Origin of the sequence: Herbidospora mongoliensis, from assembly GCF_001570545.1 — a bacterium.
Lineage (GTDB): Bacteria > Actinomycetota > Actinomycetes > Streptosporangiales > Streptosporangiaceae > Herbidospora > Herbidospora mongoliensis.
The window spans coordinates 141,498-161,463 of the sequence record NZ_BBXD01000026.1; the positions used below are offsets into that span (position 1 = coordinate 141,498).

Sequence of the window (19,966 nt, forward strand, 5' to 3'; positions counted from 1 at the left end):
CCATGTGAGCCGCTCCCCTTACCGCGCGACCCTTTGGAGGAGCCGTGACGAACCCCTCACCGCGTCGATCCCTGCCGCTGCTGACCCCTGCCCACCCGGGCGGCCGCAGCGCCATGACGTGTAAGTACCGCTGTGGCGACGCCTGTTTCCACGAAGTCCCCAACACGAGTGACAACGCCTACTTCGGTGACGTCGTCACCGACATGTCCCGTCGCGGCGCGCTGCGCGCGGGTGCGCTGGGCGCGCTGGTCCTGTCGGCGGGTGCGGCCGCCGCCGCTGCCGCGACCCCCGCCGCCGCCGATGACAAGTTCACCCTTGACTGGTGGAACAAGGGAGGCAACTGGAACAGCGGTGGCTCCCACCCCTACAAGGGCGGCCTGAGCTTCTCTCCCGTCGCGCCCAACACCAATGACCAGATCACCGTGCCGAACGGCTACCAGTCGGCCATCGTGGTCCGCTGGGGCGACCCGGTCGTCCCGGGTGCGCCCGCCTTCGACTTCGAGGCGCAGACGGCCGACGCGCAGGCCAGGCAGTTCGGTTACAACTGTGACTTCGTGACGCTGTTCCAGCTGGGCCGTGACCGTGGGCTGCTGTGGGTGAACCACGAGTACACCAACGAGGAGCTGATGTTCCGCGGCTACACCAACGGCGACAACGCGACGCCCGACCAGATCAAGATCGCCCAGGCCGCCCACGGCGGTTCGGTCGTCGAGGTCAGGCGCAGCGGCGGCTCCGGCCGCTGGGAGCTCGTCACCTCCGGCCCGCGCCGCTACAACCGCCGCATCACGGTCGACACCCAGATGAAGTTCACCGGCCCGGCCGCCGGTTCCAGCTACCTGAAGACCGCCGCCGACCCGAGCGGCCGCTTCGTCAAGGGCATGCTGAACAACTGCGCCGGCGGCACCACCCCGTGGGGCACCGTGCTGACCGCCGAGGAGAACTTCAACCAGTACTTCGTGAACGCCGCCAAGGCGCCCGCCGAAGCCCAGGCCGGACTCACCCGCTACGCCATGCCCGCCGCTCTGGGCGGTCGTCGCTGGGACCGCGTCGACGAGCGCTTCGACCTGGAGAAGAACCCCAACGAGGCCAACCGCTTCGGCTGGATCGTCGAGATCGACCCCACCGACCCGACCTCGACCCCGATCAAGCGCACCGCGCTGGGCCGCATGGCCCACGAGGCGGCCACCACGACCATCAGCCGCGACGGCCGTCTGGTCGCGTACATGGGCGACGACTCGCGGTTCGAGTACATCTACAAGTTCGTGTCCAAGGACCGCTACGTCCCCGGCAACGACCGCCACAACCGGACGCTGCTCGACAACGGCACCCTCTACGTCGCCCGGTTCACCGGTGACAGCCCGGCCGCCCAGATCGACGGCACCGGCAAGCTGCCCGCCGACAAGGCGTTCGACGGGGTCGGCAAGTGGATCCCACTGGTCAGCGGCACCCGCTCGTTCGTCTCCGGCATGACCGCCGAGCAGGTCTTGGTCTTCACCCGGCTGGCCGCCGACAAGGTGGGCGCGACCAAGATGGACCGTCCGGAGGACATGGAGCGCAACCCGGTCACCGGCACCGTCTTCGTCGCCCTGACCAACAACACCGCGCGCACGCTGCCCAGCCAGGTCGTCGACGAGGCCAACCCGCGCTTCAACAACAAGCACGGCCACATCCTGGAGATCGCAGAGAACCGCGACGACGCGGCCGCGCTGACCTTCGCCTGGAACCTGCCGCTGGTCTGCGGCGACCCCACCGACCCGGGCACCTACTTCGGCGGCTTCGACAAGACCAGGGTCTCGCCGATCTCCTGCCCCGACAACGTCGCCTTCGACAGGGACGGCAACCTCTGGATCTCCACGGACGGCAACGCCCTGGGCACCCACGATGGTCTGTTCGCCATGCCGGTCCGCGGCAAGGACAAGGGCCATGTCCGTCAGTTCCTCACCATGCCCAAGGGCGCGGAGTGCTGCGGTCCGCTGATCTCCGAGGACCAGAAGTCGGTCTTCGTCGCCGTGCAGCACCCGGGTGAGGGCACCGGCGCCTCGCCCGCGACCCCGATCTCCCACTTCCCCGACGGCGGGAACTCGCAGCCCCGTCCGTCGGTCGTGGTGGCCTGGCACAAGCAGGGCAGGAAGATCGGCAGCTAGACCAGGACCGGGTCCCGGTCCTCCTCGGTGATCGTTTCCACCGGGCGGCCTCGGCGGAGGGCGTACAGGGCGATCGGGACCCCGACCAGGACGATCGCCGCGGCGATGAGCAGCGTGAACTGGTAGGCGTCCAGAAACGCTTCCATCGTCGGGGCGGTCTGCCTGGCGTTGAGGATCGCGCCCAGGATGGTGATCCCGAGCAGGCCGAAGACCTCGCGGGAGACGTTGAGCATCCCCGAGGCGACCCCGGCGCGCTCGGCGGGCACCGCGCTGATGATCACATCGCTCAGCGGGACGAGCATCCCGCCGCCCGCGCCGAAGACCAGGAACCACGGCAGCAGTTCGAGGTAGGTCGTGCCCACGCCCGTGGTCGACAGCCCGACCATGGCGACCGCCATCAGGGCCAGCCCGGCGGCCACCGACGGGCCGGTGCCGATGCGCCGCGCGAGCAGCGGCGAGAAGACCGCGACGGCCGCCATGAGCAGCGCCATCGGCACGAACCCGGCGCCGGCCTCGGTGGGGCTGAAGCCCAGCGCGCTCTGCAGGTAGATCGCGGTGAAGAAGTAGATCCCGAAGACGCCGAACGCCCACATGCCCATCGACAGCAGCCCGCCGCTGAACATCCGGGCGCGGAACAGGCTCAGGTCGATCATCGGCTGACGGCTGCGCGACTCGATCAGCAGGAACGTCACGAACGCGGCGGCGGCCAGCGCGAACGAGCCCAGGATGAGCCCGGAGGTCCAGCCCTCGCCCTCGCCCTCGATGAGCGCGAAGGTCAGCGCGAACAGGGCCAGCGACGAGGCGAGCACGCCGGGGATGTCGATCCGCACGCCCCGCTGACGCACGCTCGCGGGCAGGCTGATCGCGGCGATCACGGCCACCACGACGGCGATGGGCGCGTTGATCAGGAAGATCCATCCCCAGCTGATGTTCTCGCTGAGCACCCCGCCGGTCAGCGGCCCCACGGCCAGCGCCAGCGCGGAGACGCCGCCCCAGATGCCCACGGCGGTGGCGCGTTCGCGCGCGTCGACGAAGGTGGACCGGATGAGCGCCAGTGACGTGGGCGTGACCAGGGCGGCGCCCACACCCTGCACCACCCGTGCGGCGATCAGCGTCTCCTGCGACCCGGCCAGGCCCGCCGCCACCGAGGCGGCCGTGAACACGCCCAGGCCGATGAAGAACATCACCCGGAGCCCGAAGACGTCGGCCAGCCGTCCGCCCGCGAGCAGCAGCCCCGCGAAGGCCAGGATGTAGCCGCTCACGATCCATTCGAGCCCGGCGAGCGTCAGCCCCAGCTCCCGCTCGATCGTCGGCAGCGCGACGTTGACCACGTTGTTGTCGAGGTACGTCATGAAGGTCGCCAGCGACACGGCCGCGAGCACCCACCATCTTGATCGCACTTGAAGTGCCCCCTCTGGCTATACGGTGTACTTGTACGGCGTACATGTACAGTGCATAGCTCAGCTTGTACGTCGTATAGTTGTCAAGTGGCAGCTGAGAAACTGAGCCGGGATTCAGTCGTCGACCGCGCCATCGACCTGATCGACGCCGAGGGTCTGGAAGCCGTCACCGTGCGGCGTCTGGCCCAGGAGTTCGGCGTCACGCCGATGGCCCTCTACTGGCATTTCAAGAACAAGGACGAACTGCTCGCGGGTGTCACCGACCACCTGCTGACCCAGATCCTCGCCGAGGTCACCGACGCCGACTGGAACGTGCAGGTGCGCGCGATGGTCGAGCGCCTGGTCTCGCTGCTCGACCGGCACCCGGCGATGGCGCCGCTGTTGCAGACCGTCGACAAGCACGTCCTCGACAGCTTCAACATGGCGACTGACATGGCCCTCGAACTCCTGAAGAGGGGCGGCTTCACCGTCCAGGAGGGGTTCCTGGTGTCGTCCTACCTGCTGTCGGGCGCGATCGGCCTGGTCGGCGGCGCTCCCGTGTGCCCGCCGCCGCTGAGCGGGGCGGAGGCCAGGGAATGGCGGCGGCGCAAGCGTCTGCAGATCGAGAACCTGTCGGCCGAGCGCTTCCCGATGCTGATGGAGTTCGCCAAGACCTTCGAAGAGGAGGCCGACGCGAGCGACTACTACACCTACGGCGTCGACCTGCTCATGGCCGGGGTCGAGACGATGGCCGCGCGAGCGCCGCACACAACGCTCCTGCGAGACTGACGAAGAACAGGCTCGTGTACGTCACCCGAAAGCCCCCCATCAGCTGCTCCACGGCCGAAGGGGACAGCAGCGAGATGGTCGCCTGGTAGACCTGCGCCCGGATATCCGGTGTGACCGCACCCGTGAGCAGGGTCAACGTGGCGCCGATGCTCAGCGCGCCGCCGATGTTCTGGATCATCAGCCGGAACCCGTTGACCACCCCGAGGCTCCCCGGAGGAAGCGCGTTCATGACCTGCGTCGTGTTCCCGGTGAGAAAGGTCCCGTTCCCGCACCCCGCGAGGAACAGCCCGGCCGCGATGACCGGATAGGGCGCTTCGGTGGAGAGCGCCAGCACCGCCATCCCGACGGCCGCGAGCACCGCTCCGCCGACCGACACCGCATAGGCGCCGTGTCTGCGCGCCAGCACCCCCGCCAGAGGGGAGGCGAGGGCCATCCCGGCCGGCACCGGCAGGATCGCGAGGCCGGCCTGGAGCACGTCGACCCCGCGCGCCGCCTGGAAGTAGAGCCCCGCCAGGAGGACCAGGGACGACCGCGCCAGTGCCGCGCAGAACGACGCCAGGTTCGAGAACACCAGCAGCGGCGCCGCGAACAGCGCCCCGTTCAGCACGGGGTCGGCGGCCCGGCGCTCGATCACGACCAGCACCGGAACAAGGCACAGCGCGACCGCCAGCCCGACGAGAGACCCCTCGGTCAGCGCGTAGAGCGCCGCTGACAGCAGCGCGAAAATCACCAGGTTCCCGGCGGCGTCGAGCGGCGCCCGCTGTCCCGGACGTCCCGGCCGTAAGATCACCAACCCGGCGACCAGGGCGACGAGCCCGGCGGGCACGTTCACCCAGAAGATCCACCGCCATCCGAGCGTGTCGGCGATCAGCCCGCCCAGTGTCGGTCCGGCCAATTGGGCGATCGACAGGGTCCCGATGTAGACGCCCATGCCCTGGCCGAGCCGATCGGGCGGGAACGCGTCGGTGATGATGACCGTCCCGTTGGCCAGGATCATCGACGCCCCGACCGCCTGCACGGCCCGCATCGCGATCAGCCACCCGACGTCGGGGGCCAGCCCGGCCAGCCCCGACGCGACGGTGAAGAGGGCGAACCCGGCGAGGTAGATCCCGCGCCGCCCGAGCAGGTCGGCCACCCGGCCGAAGAACACCAGGGTCGCCGTGCTCACCAGCATGAACGACAGCAGGATCCAGTTCGCCGCGAACGGCGACGCGTGGAAGTGCCGGACGACCACGGGCAGCGCCACGTTCAGCGTGCTGCCCGACATACCGATGAGGACCAAGCCCAGGCCGGTGACCAGACAGACCCGCCAGGCGTAGTTCACCGCGCTCTCTTGCGCAGCCCGTCCAGGTCGTAGATGATCACGCGGCGGCGGCCGGTCTCCAGCAGGCCGCGGTCGCGCAGGGTCCTGAGGGCCTTGCTGACGGCCTCACGGGAGGCGCCGGTCCATCCGGCCAGTTCGTCCTGCGAGAGCGGCAGCATCACCCTGACGCCGCCGCTGGTCTGCTCCCCGTAGCGTTCGGCGAGCTCGACCAGGCGGGTGGCGACCCTGCCGGTGGTGTCGAAGGCGCCGTATTCGACGCGCTTGCGGTCGGCGTCGCGCAGGCGGCCGGTGATGAGCTGGAGCAGGAGGACGGCGATCCGGCCGTGCTCGCGCAGGAACGCCGCGAAGTCGCGGACGACGATGGCCTCGATGGGCTCCAGCGCGGTCACGGTGCCCGACCTGGGGCCGCCGTCGACGGCCGACATGTCGCCCAGGAGGGCTCCGGGGCCGCGTACCGCCAGCACGACTTCGGTGCCGCCCGCCGTGTGGGACGACACCTTCACCCGCCCCGAGGTCAGCACGATCACCCAGTCGTTGGTGTCGCCCTCGGTCATGACCGTCTCGCCGCGATCCCATTTGCGGGGCCGGCCGGCGGCCCGGAGGTCGGCGATCTCCTCGGCGGTGAGGAGGGCCAGGAACTCCCCTGGCTCCGGTGATTTCATATCGCCAAGTCTTGGGTCAAGCGCGTTCATTAGTCCATGTTTCGCAATACGTAGGCGTGCACGGTGTTCTCCTTGCCCTTCAAGGACAGATCGCCCAGGGAGACGACGTCGGCGCGGTCGAGGAGGTCGTAGGTCGACTGGCCGATCACGACCGATCCGGGTTCGGCCAGCGCCTGGAGGCGGGCGGCCACGTTGACCGCGTCGCCCATCGCGTTGAAGCCCCGGAACTCGGGGCTGCCGATGTTGCCGACCAGCGCCAGGCCGGTGTTGACCCCCACCCGGAACTTCGGCCACTCGACCTCAGAGAGTAGCCCGGCCTCCTGCTCGCGCAGCACCTCGGCCGACACCCGGGCCGCCGCCTGCTGCATCTCCAGGCCCGCCTGGGCCGCCCGCAGCGCGTGGTCGGCCTGCGGCGCGGGGGCGTTGAACAGAGCCAGCAGGGCGTCGCCGACGAACTGGACGATCGTGCCGCCGTTGCCGAGGATGCAGGGCACCGCTGCCGTGTGGAAGCGGTTCAGCATGTCGACGATCTCGCCGGGCGAGACCTTCTCGGAGAAGGAGGTGAACCCGCGCAGATCGGCGAACAGGGCGGTGACCTCGGTCAGCGAACCGCCGAGCGCGGCCTTGTTGGGGTCGGCGAGCAGGCTTTTGGCGACGTCGGGAGACATGTAGGCGCGGAAGAGGGTCTCCAGCTCCGCGTAGAGCCGGGCGTTCTCCAGCGTGATGGACAGCTGCGTGGCCAGGGTGGCGGCCAGCGCGGCGTCCTGGGAGGTCTGGCCGACCGGCACCGACAGGGCACCGGCCAGATGGCCCTTAACTGTCAGCGGGTGGACCACCGAACCGGACATCTCCACCGGGGTTCCCCGGGTCAGCACGGCCAGCTCCTGACTGGTCAGGACCGGCGCGCCCCGCGAGCCGAGCGGGGTCAGCGCGCCGTCGCTCATGACGCTCACCCGCACGTCGCCGTACGCCTCCCGGATCCGCCGCAGCGACACCGTCAGCAGCTCCGACTCGGGCAGGCCCACCCGGGCCCGGCCACCGACCTCGACGAGCGCGCCCAGCCGCTCGGACAGTTCCCGCTCGCTGGCCAGCGCCTCACCGGCCCGGTCGAGCACGGCCGCCTGGCCCTCGGTCAGCTTGAACCGCCCGGCCAGCCTGGTGGCCACCGGGACCCCCGACTCGGTCCGGCGGCGCAGGTGGGAGACGAGCTCCTCCAGGGCCTCTTCGTACTGGGCCTGGATGCGCCGGGCGGTCGCCGACAGGGTGACCGCGTCGAACAGGCCCCGGCTGGAGCCCTCCCGCCGGAACTGGATGTACGCCGAGTAGGCCACGAAGAAGAACGCCAGCGTCAACAGGGCGTGCCAGAGCCACCAGGAGATCGCCCAGTTTCGGTGCTCGATTCCGGCGACCATCACCTCGGCCAGCAGGGCGTAGGCGGTGATCAGGGAGATCAGCACGGCGGCCGGTCGCTTGCGGTGCAGCTGGAACAGCATGGCGGCGGCGGCGACGTACAGGAAGACCCCGATCAGCCCCCAGTAGCCGAGCCCGATGCCCCCGGGCGGGAGCTTGCCGGTCAGCGGCGTCAGGCCCGGCACCAGCGACGCGACGCCCCAGCCGACCAGCAGCACGCCCACGGCCAGGCGCAGCGGGAGCTGCAGCCTCAGCACCGTCTCGCCCTGCCTGTCGTTCAGCGGCAGGCCGGACAGGAAGGCGAACACCGAGGCGATCATCAGACCGACGGGATGGGCCAGGTCGAAGCCGACCGTGGCGCCCGGCAGGATGACCGCGGGGGTGCTCAGCGCGTGGAGGGTGAAGAACCCGGCGCTGCTCAGGAAGACCAGCGACACCAGCAGGAGCCGGGCGTCCTTGCGCCGTGCCGACGCCTGGCTGATCAGCACTCCGAGGACCAGGTTCACCCCGGCCACCACCAGGACCAGCCAGAAGTGGCTCGGGTTGTGCTGCCAGACGTGGTCGAGGTCGACGGTGTGCGGGTCCTCGTCCACCGGGTGGGCCAGCAGCAACCACAAGCCCAGCATCGGCACGATCAGGTGAATGAACCAGACGACCCCCCTGACCGGCTGCGTCGCCGGGGGTAAGAAGAGGTCTTGGTCGTTCGAGGCCACGGGGGTCCTCCGGAGTAAGCCTTGGCTTGAAGTGCGGGTTCATCCCGAACGGAGCTGATTATCCCGCCGGGTGGGAGCACGGCCAACGCGAAAGGGCCGTACCAGGGATTAATACGCGTTCACCGATGCGAAGACGTGATGTTCCAAAGCCATCCAACAGCACACCTGGCCCGTCTTTCTCTCTGTCACCTGCTGTCACAGGCACTGGGGTCGTGGGGGCCCCGATGCCTCGTACACATGACAAGAGCCCCTCCGGATCGGCGCCGGAGGGGCTCTTCAATTCTTTTCTGTACGACCTGAGCTCAGCCGAAGACGCCCGGAAGTGTGGCCTCGTGGGACATCCGGAGCTCGGCGATCGTGGCTTCGAGCACGCCCTCGACGACCAGGCGGTCGCCGCCGGTCTCGCCCAGGCCGTAGCAGGGCACGTCGAGACGGGCGCACAGGTCGGTCAGCGCCTCGAAGTTCTCCGGCTTGAGGCAGACCAGCGCCCGCGCCGACGACTCGGCGAACAGGTCGACGAACGCGTCGCCGCCCGGCAGCGAGACGGTCGCCCCGACGCCCTGCGACAGGCACGCCTCGGCCAGCGCGATGCCCAGCCCGCCGTCGGACAGGTCGTGGGACCCTTCGAGCAGACCCGACTTCGCCGCCTCGGTCAGCACGGTCGCCAGATCGCGCTCGGCCTCCAGGTTCACCCGGGGCGGCAGCCCGCCCAGGTGGCCGTGGGCCACGTGGGCCCACTCGGATCCGCCGAACTCGTCGTAGGTCGCGCCCAGCAGCACCACGCGCAGGCCCGCGGCGGTGAAGCCCGACCTGACCCGCTTGGCGACGTCGTCGATCACGCCGAGCACGCCGATGACGGGCGTCGGGTTGATCGCGGCCGAGCCGGTCTGGTTGTAGAAGGACACGTTGCCGCCGGTCACCGGCACCCCGAGGGTCTTGCACGCGTCGGCAAGACCGCGCACCGCCTCGGCGAACTGCCACATGACCTCGGGGTCTTCCGGCGATCCGAAGTTGAGGCAGTTGGTGACCGCCAGCGGGGTGGCCCCAGTGACGGCGACGTTCCGGTAGGCCTCCGACAGCGCGAGCTGCGCGCCGGCGTAGGGGTCGAGCTTGGCGTAGCGGCCGTTGCCGTCGGTGGCCAGCGCGATGCCCCGGGTGGTGTCCTCGGCGCCCGGCATGATCTCGCTGACCCGCAGCAGCCCGGCGTCGGCCGGCTGGGCGAGCACGGTGTTGCCGCGCACGTAGCGGTCGTACTGGGAGGTCACCCACTCGCGGGAGCTCAGGTTGGGCGACGCGATGAGCTGCAGGAGCGTGGTCCGCAGGTCGGTCGGGCGCTCCAGCGTGTCGGGGGTGTCGAGGTTGAGGTCGTGCTGGCCCAGCGGCTCGTGGAGGGGCCGCTCGTAGATCGGGCCCTCGTCGGCGGCGGTGCCCGGCGGGATGTCGACGATCACTTCGCCGTCCCACGTCATGACCAGGCGGCCGGTGTCGGTCACCTCGCCGATCACGGTCGCCGGGACGTCCCACTTCGCGCAGATCGCCAGGAAGGCGTCGATGTCGCCGGGCGTGACCACGGCCATCATGCGTTCCTGCGACTCGCTCATCAGGATCTCCTCGGGCCGCAGCGTGGGGTCACGCAGCGGGACGAGGTTGAGGTCGACGTCCATGCCGCCGGTGCCCTTGGCGGCGAGCTCGGTGGTCGCGCAGGACACCCCGGCCGCGCCGAGGTCCTGGATGCCGACGACCACGTCGGCCTGGTAGAGCTCCAGGCAGCACTCGATCAGCAGCTTCTCCATGAACGGGTCGCCGACCTGGACGGCGGGCCGCTTGGCCTGCGACTCGTCTTCGAAGGTCGCCGACGCCAGCACCGAGGCGCCGCCGATGCCGTCGGCGCCGGTGCGGGCGCCGAACAGGATGACCTTGTTGCCAGGCCCGGGGGCCACGGCCAGCTTGATCTGGTCTTTGCGGAGGAGACCCACGCAGAGCGCGTTGACCAGCGGGTTGCCGATGTAGCAGGGGTCGAAGACGACCTCGCCGCCGATGTTCGGCAGGCCCAGGCAGTTGCCGTAGTGGGAGATGCCCTCGACCACGCCGGGCAGCACCCGGCGGGTGTCGCCCTGGTCGAGCCCGCCGAACCGGAGCGAGTCCATCACCGCGACCGGCCGGGCGCCCATCGACATGATGTCGCGGACGATCCCGCCGACCCCGGTGGCCGCGCCCTGGTGCGGCTCGACGTAGGAGGGGTGGTTGTGCGACTCGATCTTGAAGGTGGCCGCCCAGCCGTCGCCGATGTCGACGACCCCGGCGTTCTCGCCCATGCCGACCAGCAGCGCCTCGGACTTGGGGGCCTTGGTGCCGAACTGCCGCAGGTGCACCTTCGACGACTTGTACGAGCAGTGCTCGCTCCACATGACCGAGTAGATGGCCAGCTCGGAGCCCGTCGGGCGGCGGCCGAGGATGGCCACCACGCGGTCGTACTCGTCTTGCTTCATGCCGAGTTCGGCGAACGGCATGCGCTCGTCGGGGGTCTGCCCGGCCCGCTTGACGGTGTCGAGATTCACGCGTTCACCAGCTTCGAGACGATCGAGGAGAAGAAGCCGCGGCCGTCGACCCCGGGAGCGCCCGTCAGTTCTTCGACGGCGTGTTCGGGGTGCGGCATCAGGCCGACGACGTTGCCTGCCTCGTTGGTGATGCCGGCGATGTCGTTGAGCGAGCCGTTGGGGTTCGAGCCGCTGTAGCGGAAGACCACTCGGTTTTCGGATTCCAACAGAGCCAGGGTCTCGGCGTCGGCGACGTAGCGGCCCTCGCCGTGCTTGACCGGGAGGGTGATCTCCTGACCCTCGGCGAAGTCGCTGGTCCAGGCGGTGGTCGCGTTGTCGACGCGGATGCGCTGGTCGCGGCAGACGTAGTGAAGGCCCGCGTTGCGGACCAGGGCGCCCGGCAGCAGATGGGCCTCGCAGAGGATCTGGAAGCCGTTGCAGGTGCCGAGCACCGGCAGCCCGGCATGGGCGGCCGGGACGAGTTCGGTCATCAGGGGCGCGAACCGGGAGATCGCCCCGCACCGGAGGTAGTCACCGTAGGAGAACCCCCCGGGGAGGAAGACCGCGTCCACCCCCTTGAGGTCGTGGTCGGCGTGCCACAGGGGCACGGCCTCGGCTCCGGCCAGTCGCAGCGCCCGCGCCGCGTCCTGATCGTCGAGTGTTCCGGGAAAGGTGACGACGCCCACCCGCATGGTCCGAGCCCTCCAAAGTGCGCGCGCGAAGACCCCGGCTCTTTACTGTCCGGCGGTCGTTGGCGGTACGCCTCAGGTTATCGGACCACGTCGGGTGGCCTAACAGCGGTCAGACGGCAGCGAGCTCGCGGTCTTTGGCCATCGAGAGAGCGATGGCGTCGTGATCCCAGTCGAGTTCCTTGCAGAGGCGCACGGTGGTGCCGCTGCCTGGGGTGATGTCGAAGGAGATCTCATCGACCACGGCCTGCATGATGAGGATGCCGCGTCCGTTCTCTACCTCGCCCGAGGGATATCGCTGCGGGATCGCGGTGAGACCGCGACCGCCGTCTACGACCCGGAGCTCGCACCGGCCGTCGTCGATGGCCGCTTCGACCTGATAACGGGCGGACGGGCCACCGTGGCGGACGGCGTTTGCGCACGCCTCGGAGGTGGCGAGGAGGATGTCGGACACACAGTCCTCCGTCACGCCGAGTGAACGAAGGGCGTCTCCGATCACACGACGGACCATCGGGATGCCCATGGCATCCCTTGGCAAAGCGAGCGAGAACTCGATGTCCACGGGGTTCCCTCCCCGGTCGTCGGCGGTACCTAAGCAGAGCTTCCCTGTGTGATGGGGGCTAACCGCAAAATGACGCTCTTGTTATTTAGGCAAGCCAGGGAGCCCGTTTACGGACGCCAGATGCGACCCTTATGCCCCTTTGCGGAGTTCGGGTCGTGTGGAATGTACTGTTTTACCCCTCGACCCGGACGACGAAGTCTTCGATCACCGTGTTGGCCAGCAGGGTTTCGGCCATCTTCCTGACCTCGGCGATCGCCGCGTCATCGGCCGGACCTTCGAGTTCGACCTCGAACCGCTTGCCCTGACGCACGTCCGAAACCCCCGAGAACCCCAGCCGGGGGAGCGCGCGGGCGATGGCCTGACCCTGAGGGTCGAGGATCTCCGGCTTGAGCACGACATCGACGATCACGCGCGCCACTTAGGGTGCCTCCTGGCTGAGGATGGGGAGTGAGCGCGACAAGCTTATCCACAGGCTGTGGATGGTGTGGCAGCAGGTCGGAAGGGAACCGGAAAGGTGTGGAAATGGGTGTGGAGGCCAGAAGATTTGTCTGCCACCATGTCCGCATACGCGGACGTTCCACCACCAATCGGGACGGAAGCGTAGAGACCCGGCCAGAGCATGATGGTGACCCCATTTGTGTGCGGCCCCGAATGCCCAGGAGTGGCGCATGACTGCCCCTACGACACCCCCGGAACTCGTTCAGCTCCTCACACCCGAGGGGGAACGGGTCGAGCATCCTGATTACGACATCGACCTGACCGCCGAAGAGGTCCGCGCGCTCTATCGCGACCTGGTCCTGGTGCGGCGGGTCGACCTGGAAGCGGTCGCCCTCCAGCGGCAGGGAGAACTGGGCCTGTGGGCCTCGCTGCTCGGGCAGGAAGCCGCCCAGGTGGGTTCCGGCCGGGCGATGACCGACGCCGACATGGCGTTCCCCACCTATCGCGAACACGGTGTGGCCTGGTGCCGCGGGGTCGACCCGCTCCACCTGCTCGGCCTGTTCCGCGGCGTCAACCACGGTGGCTGGGACCCCTACGAGCACAACTTCCACCTCTACACGATCGTCATCGGCTCGCAGACCCTTCACGCGGTGGGCTATGCCATGGGCATCCAGCGCGACGGCGCCGAGGCCGCCTCGCTCGTCTACTTCGGCGACGGCGCCACCTCACAGGGTGACGTGAACGAGGCCTTCATCTGGGCATCGGTGTTCAACGCGCCGGTCGTGTTCTTCTGCCAGAACAACCAGTGGGCGATCTCCGAGCCGCTCGAGAAGCAGACGAAGATCCCGCTCTACAAGCGGGCCAGCGGCTTCGGCTTCCCCGGCATCCGGGTCGACGGCAACGACGTGTTCGCGTGCCTGGCGGTCACCCGGGCGGCGCTGCGCAACGCGCGCGAGGGCAACGGCCCGACGCTGGTCGAGGCGTTCACCTACCGCATGGGCGCCCACACCACCTCCGACGACCCCACCCGCTACCGGGTCGCCGACGAGCTGGAGGCGTGGAAGCTCAAAGACCCCATCGAGCGGGTGAAGGCCTACCTGTTCCGCAGCCAGCTCGCCGACCAGGAGTTCTTCGACAAGATCGAGGCCGAGGCCGAGCAGCTCGGCAAGGACCTGCGGGCCCGCTGCCTGGCCCTCCCCGACCCGCAGCCCACCGCGATGTTCGACCACGTCTACGTCGAGCCCCACGCCCTCATCGATGAGGAACGCGAGCAGTTCACCACATACCTGAGCGGTTTCGAGGGGGCCCAGTGACCACTCTGACTTTGGCGAAGGCCCTCAACGAGGGTCTGCGCGCGGCGATGGACGCCGATTCGAAGGTCCTGGTCATGGGCGAGGACGTCGGCAAGCTCGGCGGCGTCTTCCGGGTCACCGACGGCCTGCAGAAGGATTTCGGCGAAGACCGGGTAATCGACACCCCGCTCGCCGAGTCGGGCATCATCGGCACCGCGATCGGCCTGGCGCTGCGGGGCTACCGCCCGGTCTGCGAGATCCAGTTCGACGGCTTCGTCTTCCCGGCCGCCGACCAGATCATCACCCAGCTCGCCAAGATGCCGCTGCGCTCCCTGGGCAAACTCAAACTGCCCGTGGTCGTACGCATCCCGTGCGGCGGCGGCATCGGCGCGGTCGAGCACCACAGTGAGTCGCCCGAGAGCTACTTCACCCACACGGCCGGCCTGCGCGTGGTGGCCTGCTCGAACCCGGTCGACGCCTACACCATGATCCAAGACGCGGTCCGCTGCGATGACCCGGTGGTGTTCTTCGAGCCCAAGCGCCGCTACTGGGACAAGGCCGACGTCGAGTTCGGCGCCCCCGGCCTCCCGCTCGACCAGGCCCGGGTGGCCCGGCCGGGCGACGACGTCACCCTCATCGCCTACGGTCCCATGGTGAAGACCTGCCTGGAGGCCGCCGCCGCGGCCGAGGAAGACGGGCGCTCGGTCGGCGTCATCGACCTGCGGTCGCTGAACCCGCTCGACATGCCGGTCGTCCGCGACGCGGTCAACCGCACCGGCCGGTGCATCGTCGTCCACGAGGCGCCGGTCTTCAACGGTCTCGGTGGCGAGATCGCGGCCCGGGTGACCGAGCAGTGCTTCTACCGCCTGGAGGCGCCGGTGCTGCGGGTGGGCGGATACTCCACGCCCTATCCGCCGTCGCGACTGGAAGACCACTACCTGCCCGACCTCGACCGGATCCTCGAGGCCGTCGACCGCGTCTTCGGTTACTAGGAGCCGTCCGGATGAAACGTGACTTCAAGCTGCCCGACGTGGGCGAGGGGCTGACCGAGTCCGAGATCGTGCGCTGGCTCGTGGCCGTGGGCGATGTCATCAAGGTCAACCAGGAGTTCGTCGAGATCGAGACCGCCAAGGCGGTCGTCGCGCTGCCGTCGCCCTACGAGGGCGAGGTGGTCGCCCTCCTGGCGGCCGAGGGCGAGACGGTCGACGTGGGCAACGTCATCATCACCATCGACGACCTGACGGAAGAGGCCCTGACCGAGAGCCTCGTCCCGGAGGAGCCCCAGAAACGGGAACCGGTGCTGGTCGGCTACGGGGTGAAGCAGGGCCCGAGCAAGCGCAGAGCCCGCAAGGGCCACTCGGCGCCGGTTTCGCCGGTTGCCGAAATGCCTGCTCCGGTGCCCATCTCGTCGGCTGTTCCGGCTGTTCCGGCTGGGTCGGCACACCGCGTCGCCGTGCTGGCCAAGCCGCCGGTGCGGAAACTGGCCAAGGACCTCGGGGTCGATCTGACCGTGGTCGCGCCCAGCGGGCCGAACGGGTCGATCACGCGCGACGACGTGCTCGCCGCGCAGGGCGCGCCGGTCGTGCGGGCCGTGCCCGACGTCGAGGCGGCCGGGGAGCAGGAGCTCATTCCGGTACGCGGGGTGCGCAAGGCCACCGCCGCCGCGATGGTGGCCAGTGCGTTCACCGCGCCTCATGTGACCGAGTTCCTGCAGGTCGACGTCACCGAGACGATGAACGCCGTCCGCCGGCTCCGGGAGCTGCCTGACTTCGCCGAGGTCAAGGTCTCGCCGCTGCTGCTGGTGGCCAAGGCGCTGGTTACCGCGATGAAGCGGCATCCCCAGGCCAACTCCACCTGGACCGACGACGCGATCATCATCAAGAGGCAGGTCAACCTGGGCATCGCGGCGGCGACTCCGCGCGGCCTGGTCGTCCCGAACATCAAAGACGCCCAGGCCATGTCGCTGCCGGAACTGGCCACGGCGCTCAAAGAGCTGACCGAGCGGGCCAGGGCCGGGAAGTCCACCCCGGCCGAGATGTCCGGCGGCACCGTCACGATCACCAACGTCGGTGTCTTCGGCATCGACGCGGGCACCCCGATCATCAACCCCGGCGAGTCGGCGATCCTGGCGTTCGGCCAGATCAGAGACATGCCGTGGGTGGTCGACGGGCAGATCGTGGTGCGCAAGGTGACCACGCTCGCGCTGTCGTTCGACCACCGGGTGATCGACGGCGAGCTGGGCTCCTACGTGCTCAGGGACGTCGGCGCGATGCTGGAGGATCCGCTGCGCATGCTCGCCTGGTCGTAGGCAGCGGGGGGTTGATCGCAAGAGTCCTGCAAGTCGGCACCAGTGATCCCCAAGTGACTCCTTCTACCGTCGGAGGCGGGTTCCCGTCGGGGGTGTGCCGCATGTCCCCGGTGCCCCGGGAGCCCGCTGATCGTCGCGCGGCGAGGCGGCGCCGGGCCCCCTCGGAAAGGGCCTCGCCGCGCGGCACGGCCTGCTGAGAGGAGCAGGAGTCAGTGATCACCCACGGCGTCGCCGACTGCCTCGTCCGGGTGGACGACGTCCACCTGCCGGTCGCGGAGGCCGTCACGATGGTCCGCCAGTTCTCCCATCGTGACCGCGCGATCCACGACGAGATCGTCGACCACTGCCTGATCAGGGCCGAGGTGCGCGCCGACGTCGAACCGCTCACCGAAGACGACCTCCGCGCCGCCGCCGAGGAGTTCCGCGACGGGGTGCCCCTGCGCGACCGGGCCGAGACCCTGGCGTGGGTGGCCGAGATGGGCATGAGCGGCGGCCAGTTCGAGGGGTTCATCACCCTGATCGCCCGCCGCCGCCGGTTCCGCCGCCGCAAGGAGGCCGAACTGGCGCCCGGCTACCTGGCCCGCCACCAAGACGACTTCGACCAGGTCAGGGCGATGTGGGTGACCAGCGCCCACCCGGTGAACGGCGAGATCCTGCGCGGCCTCGGCGGCCTGCTCGGCTGCCCGGAGGCGGCCGTCGTCGTCGGCACCCGCCGGGCCCGCGACCTGCCCGCTCCGCTGCGGCACGCGCCGCGCGACACCCTGATCGGTCCGGTGCCTCTCGACGGCGGCTATCTGACCGGCCTGGTCCTGGAGCGCCGCCCCGCCGGAGCCGACCCCGAGACGCTGGCCACGGCCGGGCGGGCGGCGTTCGGCGAGTGGCTTTCCGGCCGTCGTGAGCGGGCCTCCATCGAGTGGCACTGGACGACGTCCTAGGCTGGCGCCCATGTTCCGTCACATTGTGCTGCTGCGCTGGATCGACGATGCCACCGACGAGCAGAAGGCCGCCGTCGTCGCCGGGCTGGAGACGCTCCCTGTCGCCATTCCTGAGATCAAGAAGTACGTGATCGGCCCCGATGTCAAGGTCAGTGAAGGCACCTTCGACCTCGGCATCGTGGCCGACTTCGATTCGGCCGACGACTACGTCGTCTACCGCGACCACCCCGTCCACCTGAAGGTGATCGCCGACGTCATCAAGCCCGTACTGGCGGACCGGGCGGCGGTGCAGTTCCCGCTCGGCTAGAAGGCGCTCTCCGGCAGGTCCATCAGCTCCTGCGTGGTCGCCGCCAGCATGCGCCGCTCCGACTCGATGCGGGGCAGCACGTTGCCGGCGAAGAAGGTCGCCGCGGCGACCTTGCCGGCGTAGAAGTCGTTGTCCTTCTCGGCCACCTCGCCTGACAGGGCCGTGAGGGCGATCTCGGCCTGCCGGAGCAGCAGCCACCCGATGACCAGGTCGCCGAGGGCCATCAGGAACCGGGTGGTGTTGAGGCCGACCCGGTAGACCTCCTTCGGCGACTCCAGCGACGAGATCGCCCAGCCGGCCATGGTGTCGGCCATCGCCTTGACCTCGTCGGCGGCGTCGCCGAGCAGGCCGCGCTCGACCTTGAGGCGGCCGTTGCCTGCGTCGGAGCCGGCGAACGCCTTGATCTGGCCGAGGAGCTCGCCCAGCGCGGCGCCCTGGTTGCGCAGGACCTTGCGGAAGAACAGGTCCAGGCCCTGGATCGCGGTGGTGCCCTCGTAGAGGGAGTCGATCTTGGCGTCCCGGATGTACTGCTCGATCGGGTAGTCCTGCAGGAAGCCCGACCCGCCCAGGGTCTGGAGCGACCGGGTGAGCATCTCGTAGGACCGCTCGGAGCCGACGCCCTTCACGATCGGGAGCAGCAGGTCGTTGATCGCCTCGGCCATCTCGTCGCGGCGGCCCTCCGACTGGGCGACCTGGACGGCGTCCTGGAAGGTGGCCGTGTAGAGGACCAGCGCCCGCATGCCCTCGACGTAGGACTTCTGGAGCATGAGCTCCCGGCGTACGTCGGGGTGGGCGGTGATCGGGACGCGGGGGGCTGTCTTGTCGGTCATCTTGGTCAGGTCGGCGCCCTGGAGACGGTTCTTGGCGTAGTCGAGGGCGTTGAGGTAGCCCGTGGAGAGCGTCGCGATGGCCTTGGTGCCGACCATCATGCGAGCGTTCTCGATCACCGTGAACATCTGCTTGATGCCCTCGTGGCTGTCGCCGACCAGGTAGCCGATCGCCGGGTGCCTGTCGCCGAAGGTGAGCTCGCAGGTCGTGGAGACCTTGAGGCCCATCTTCTTCTCGAGGTTGGTGACGTAGACGCCGTTGCGCTCCTTGAGGTCGCCCGTCTCCAGGTCGACCAGGAACTTGGGCACCAGGAACAGCGACAGGCCCTTGGTGCCGGGGCCGTGGCCCTCGGGGCGGGCCAGCACCAGGTGGAAGATGTTCTCCGCCATGTCGTGTTCGGCGCTGGTGATGAAGCGCTTGACGCCCTCGATGTGCCAGGTGCCGTCGGGCTGCTCGACCGCCTTGGTGCGGCCGGCGCCGACGTCGGAGCCCGCGTCGGGCTCGGTCAGCACCATGGTGGAGCCCCAGCGGCGTTCGACGGCCAGCTGGGCGAACTTCTTCTGGTCGTCGTTGCCGAGGGTGTGGAGCACGTGCGCGAACTGCGGCCCGCAGGCGAACATCCACACGGCCGGGTTGGCGCCCAGGACCATCTCGGCGATGGCCCAGCTGAGGGAACGCGGGCCCGGGGTGCCGCCCAGCTCAGGCTGGAGTTCCAGCCGCCACCATTCGGCCTCGACCCAGGCGTTGTACGACTCCACGAAGCTCTTCGGCATCGTCACGCTGCTCGTCGCGGGGTCGAAGACCGGGGGATGCCGGTCGGCGTCGGTGAACGACGCGGCGATCGGTCCTTCGGCCAGCTTGGCGACCTCGTCGAGGATCGCGTGGGCGGTCTCCTCGTCGATCTCAGCGAACGGCCCGGAGCCGAAGAGTTCACCCCGGTTGAAGACCTCGAAGAGGTTGAACTCCAGATCGCGGATGTTGCTCTTGTAGTGGCCCATCACCGCTCCTCCGATAAGAGTGCTACTGATGAGTAACTCTACCGGAATGCTACCCGCCAGTAACCCCCCATAAGCGGTTATTTCTCACACTGGGATGCAGCCGCGCCGGACGGCTAGGGCTGCCCGGCGCACCTTCACCACCAGCTAGTTCTTCGCCGCCCGCCCTCGCATGGCCATGGCGACGATCCCGGTCATCAGGTAGATCAACGCGCCGCCGCAGAGCGCGTCCCACGCGGCGCCGAAGACGCCCTCGCCGTCGAGCACGAGCTGGACCGGGTAGAGCAGGATCGCCGCGCCGGCCGCTGGGTAGAGCGCGAACCGCCACGGGTGGCGCAGCGACCAGTTCCGGGCCTGCTGGGTGACCCGGTCGCCGATGTTCGGCTTGGAGATCGCGCCGACGGACGCGACCAGAGTGAACAGCGTGACACTCACACCGAGGGCGAAGGCCAGATCGACCGATCCCGTGATGAGTCCCATCAGCAGGGTGGTCGCCGCGACGCCGCCGCCGGTGACGGCCGCGGCCTTCCAGGGCGCGCCACGGAGGGCCGCGCCGGCGAGCGACATCTCGTCGCGTCGAGTCAGTTCGTTCATACGTACAGAGTGCGCAATCGGGCGGTCTGTCCGCATCGGGGAAGCCCCTGAGCGCTCCCT

General features: G+C 69.2%; 17 protein-coding genes. 7 read left to right on the forward strand and 10 right to left on the reverse strand.

The window, feature by feature from the left end; genetic code table 11:
• Positions 1-44: 44 nt before the first annotated feature.
• The gene (locus tag AW272_RS36725) at positions 45-2,144 is read left to right on the forward strand and encodes a PhoX family protein (RefSeq protein WP_066374841.1); all 2,100 of its coding nucleotides are present in this window, start codon (positions 45-47) and stop codon (positions 2,142-2,144) included.
• On the opposite strand, the gene AW272_RS36730 is transcribed toward AW272_RS36725, so the two are convergent.
• The gene (locus tag AW272_RS36730) at positions 2,141-3,544 is read right to left on the reverse strand and encodes an MFS transporter (RefSeq protein ID WP_083959076.1); all 1,404 of its coding nucleotides are present in this window, start codon (positions 3,542-3,544) and stop codon (positions 2,141-2,143) included. The genes AW272_RS36725 and AW272_RS36730 overlap by 4 nt on opposite strands.
• Before the next feature lie 87 nt (positions 3,545-3,631).
• On the opposite strand from AW272_RS36730, the gene AW272_RS36735 reads away from it, so the two are divergent.
• A complete protein-coding gene (locus AW272_RS36735; RefSeq protein WP_066374842.1) occupies positions 3,632-4,312 on the forward strand; it encodes a TetR/AcrR family transcriptional regulator in 681 nt (226 codons plus the stop codon).
• Here AW272_RS36735 and AW272_RS36740 read toward each other — a convergent pair.
• From AW272_RS36740 to purS, 7 genes are all read right to left on the reverse strand, one after another.
• The gene (locus AW272_RS36740; RefSeq protein ID WP_066374845.1) at positions 4,251-5,636 is read right to left on the reverse strand and encodes an MFS transporter; all 1,386 of its coding nucleotides are present in this window, start codon (positions 5,634-5,636) and stop codon (positions 4,251-4,253) included. The genes AW272_RS36735 and AW272_RS36740 overlap by 62 nt on opposite strands.
• The gene (locus AW272_RS36745; protein WP_066374853.1) at positions 5,633-6,298 is read right to left on the reverse strand and encodes a Crp/Fnr family transcriptional regulator; all 666 of its coding nucleotides are present in this window, start codon (positions 6,296-6,298) and stop codon (positions 5,633-5,635) included. The genes AW272_RS36740 and AW272_RS36745 overlap by 4 nt, the downstream gene beginning before the upstream one ends.
• 29 nt (positions 6,299-6,327) lie before the next feature.
• Positions 6,328-8,421: an adenylate/guanylate cyclase domain-containing protein gene (locus AW272_RS36750; protein ID WP_066374858.1), complete on the reverse strand. Its 2,094-nt coding sequence runs from the start codon at positions 8,419-8,421 to the stop codon at positions 6,328-6,330.
• A 302-nt stretch (positions 8,422-8,723) separates the two neighbouring features.
• Positions 8,724-10,931 (reverse strand): phosphoribosylformylglycinamidine synthase subunit PurL, encoded by a 2,208-nt coding sequence (purL, locus tag AW272_RS36755; RefSeq protein ID WP_066374932.1) that lies wholly within the window; start codon positions 10,929-10,931, stop codon positions 8,724-8,726.
• 44 nt (positions 10,932-10,975) lie between these two features.
• Entirely contained in the window at positions 10,976-11,650 is a 675-nt protein-coding gene (gene purQ, locus AW272_RS36760; RefSeq protein ID WP_066374859.1) for a phosphoribosylformylglycinamidine synthase subunit PurQ, read from the reverse strand.
• A 109-nt stretch (positions 11,651-11,759) separates the two neighbouring features.
• Positions 11,760-12,209 (reverse strand): ATP-binding protein, encoded by a 450-nt coding sequence (locus tag AW272_RS36765; RefSeq protein ID WP_066374863.1) that lies wholly within the window; start codon positions 12,207-12,209, stop codon positions 11,760-11,762.
• Positions 12,210-12,381: 172 nt separating this feature from the next.
• Positions 12,382-12,627, reverse strand: a complete 246-nt coding sequence (gene purS / locus AW272_RS36770) for a phosphoribosylformylglycinamidine synthase subunit PurS (RefSeq protein WP_066374865.1) — start codon at positions 12,625-12,627, stop codon at positions 12,382-12,384.
• Positions 12,628-12,877: 250 nt separating this feature from the next.
• Here purS and pdhA point away from each other — a divergent pair, with 250 nt between their 5' ends.
• From pdhA to AW272_RS36795, 5 genes are all read left to right on the forward strand, one after another.
• Positions 12,878-13,960: a pyruvate dehydrogenase (acetyl-transferring) E1 component subunit alpha gene (gene pdhA / locus AW272_RS36775; protein ID WP_066374866.1), complete on the forward strand. Its 1,083-nt coding sequence runs from the start codon at positions 12,878-12,880 to the stop codon at positions 13,958-13,960.
• Positions 13,957-14,931 (forward strand): alpha-ketoacid dehydrogenase subunit beta, encoded by a 975-nt coding sequence (locus tag AW272_RS36780; protein ID WP_083959078.1) that lies wholly within the window; start codon positions 13,957-13,959, stop codon positions 14,929-14,931. The genes pdhA and AW272_RS36780 overlap by 4 nt, the downstream gene beginning before the upstream one ends.
• A gap of 11 nt (positions 14,932-14,942) precedes the next feature.
• On the forward strand, positions 14,943-16,247 hold the full coding sequence (locus AW272_RS36785) for a dihydrolipoamide acetyltransferase family protein (protein WP_066374867.1): 1,305 nt from the start codon (positions 14,943-14,945) through the stop codon (positions 16,245-16,247).
• A gap of 212 nt (positions 16,248-16,459) precedes the next feature.
• Positions 16,460-17,182 (forward strand): hypothetical protein, encoded by a 723-nt coding sequence (locus AW272_RS36790; protein WP_066374868.1) that lies wholly within the window; start codon positions 16,460-16,462, stop codon positions 17,180-17,182.
• A gap of 10 nt (positions 17,183-17,192) precedes the next feature.
• Entirely contained in the window at positions 17,193-17,489 is a 297-nt protein-coding gene (locus tag AW272_RS36795) for a Dabb family protein (protein WP_066374872.1), read from the forward strand.
• Here the strand turns inward: AW272_RS36795 and AW272_RS36800 are convergent.
• The gene (locus AW272_RS36800; protein WP_066374874.1) at positions 17,486-19,315 is read right to left on the reverse strand and encodes an acyl-CoA dehydrogenase; all 1,830 of its coding nucleotides are present in this window, start codon (positions 19,313-19,315) and stop codon (positions 17,486-17,488) included. The genes AW272_RS36795 and AW272_RS36800 overlap by 4 nt on opposite strands.
• A 144-nt stretch (positions 19,316-19,459) precedes the next feature.
• Positions 19,460-19,906, reverse strand: a complete 447-nt coding sequence (locus AW272_RS36805) for a hypothetical protein (protein WP_066374881.1) — start codon at positions 19,904-19,906, stop codon at positions 19,460-19,462.
• Between the last annotated feature and the right edge of the window lie 60 nt (positions 19,907-19,966).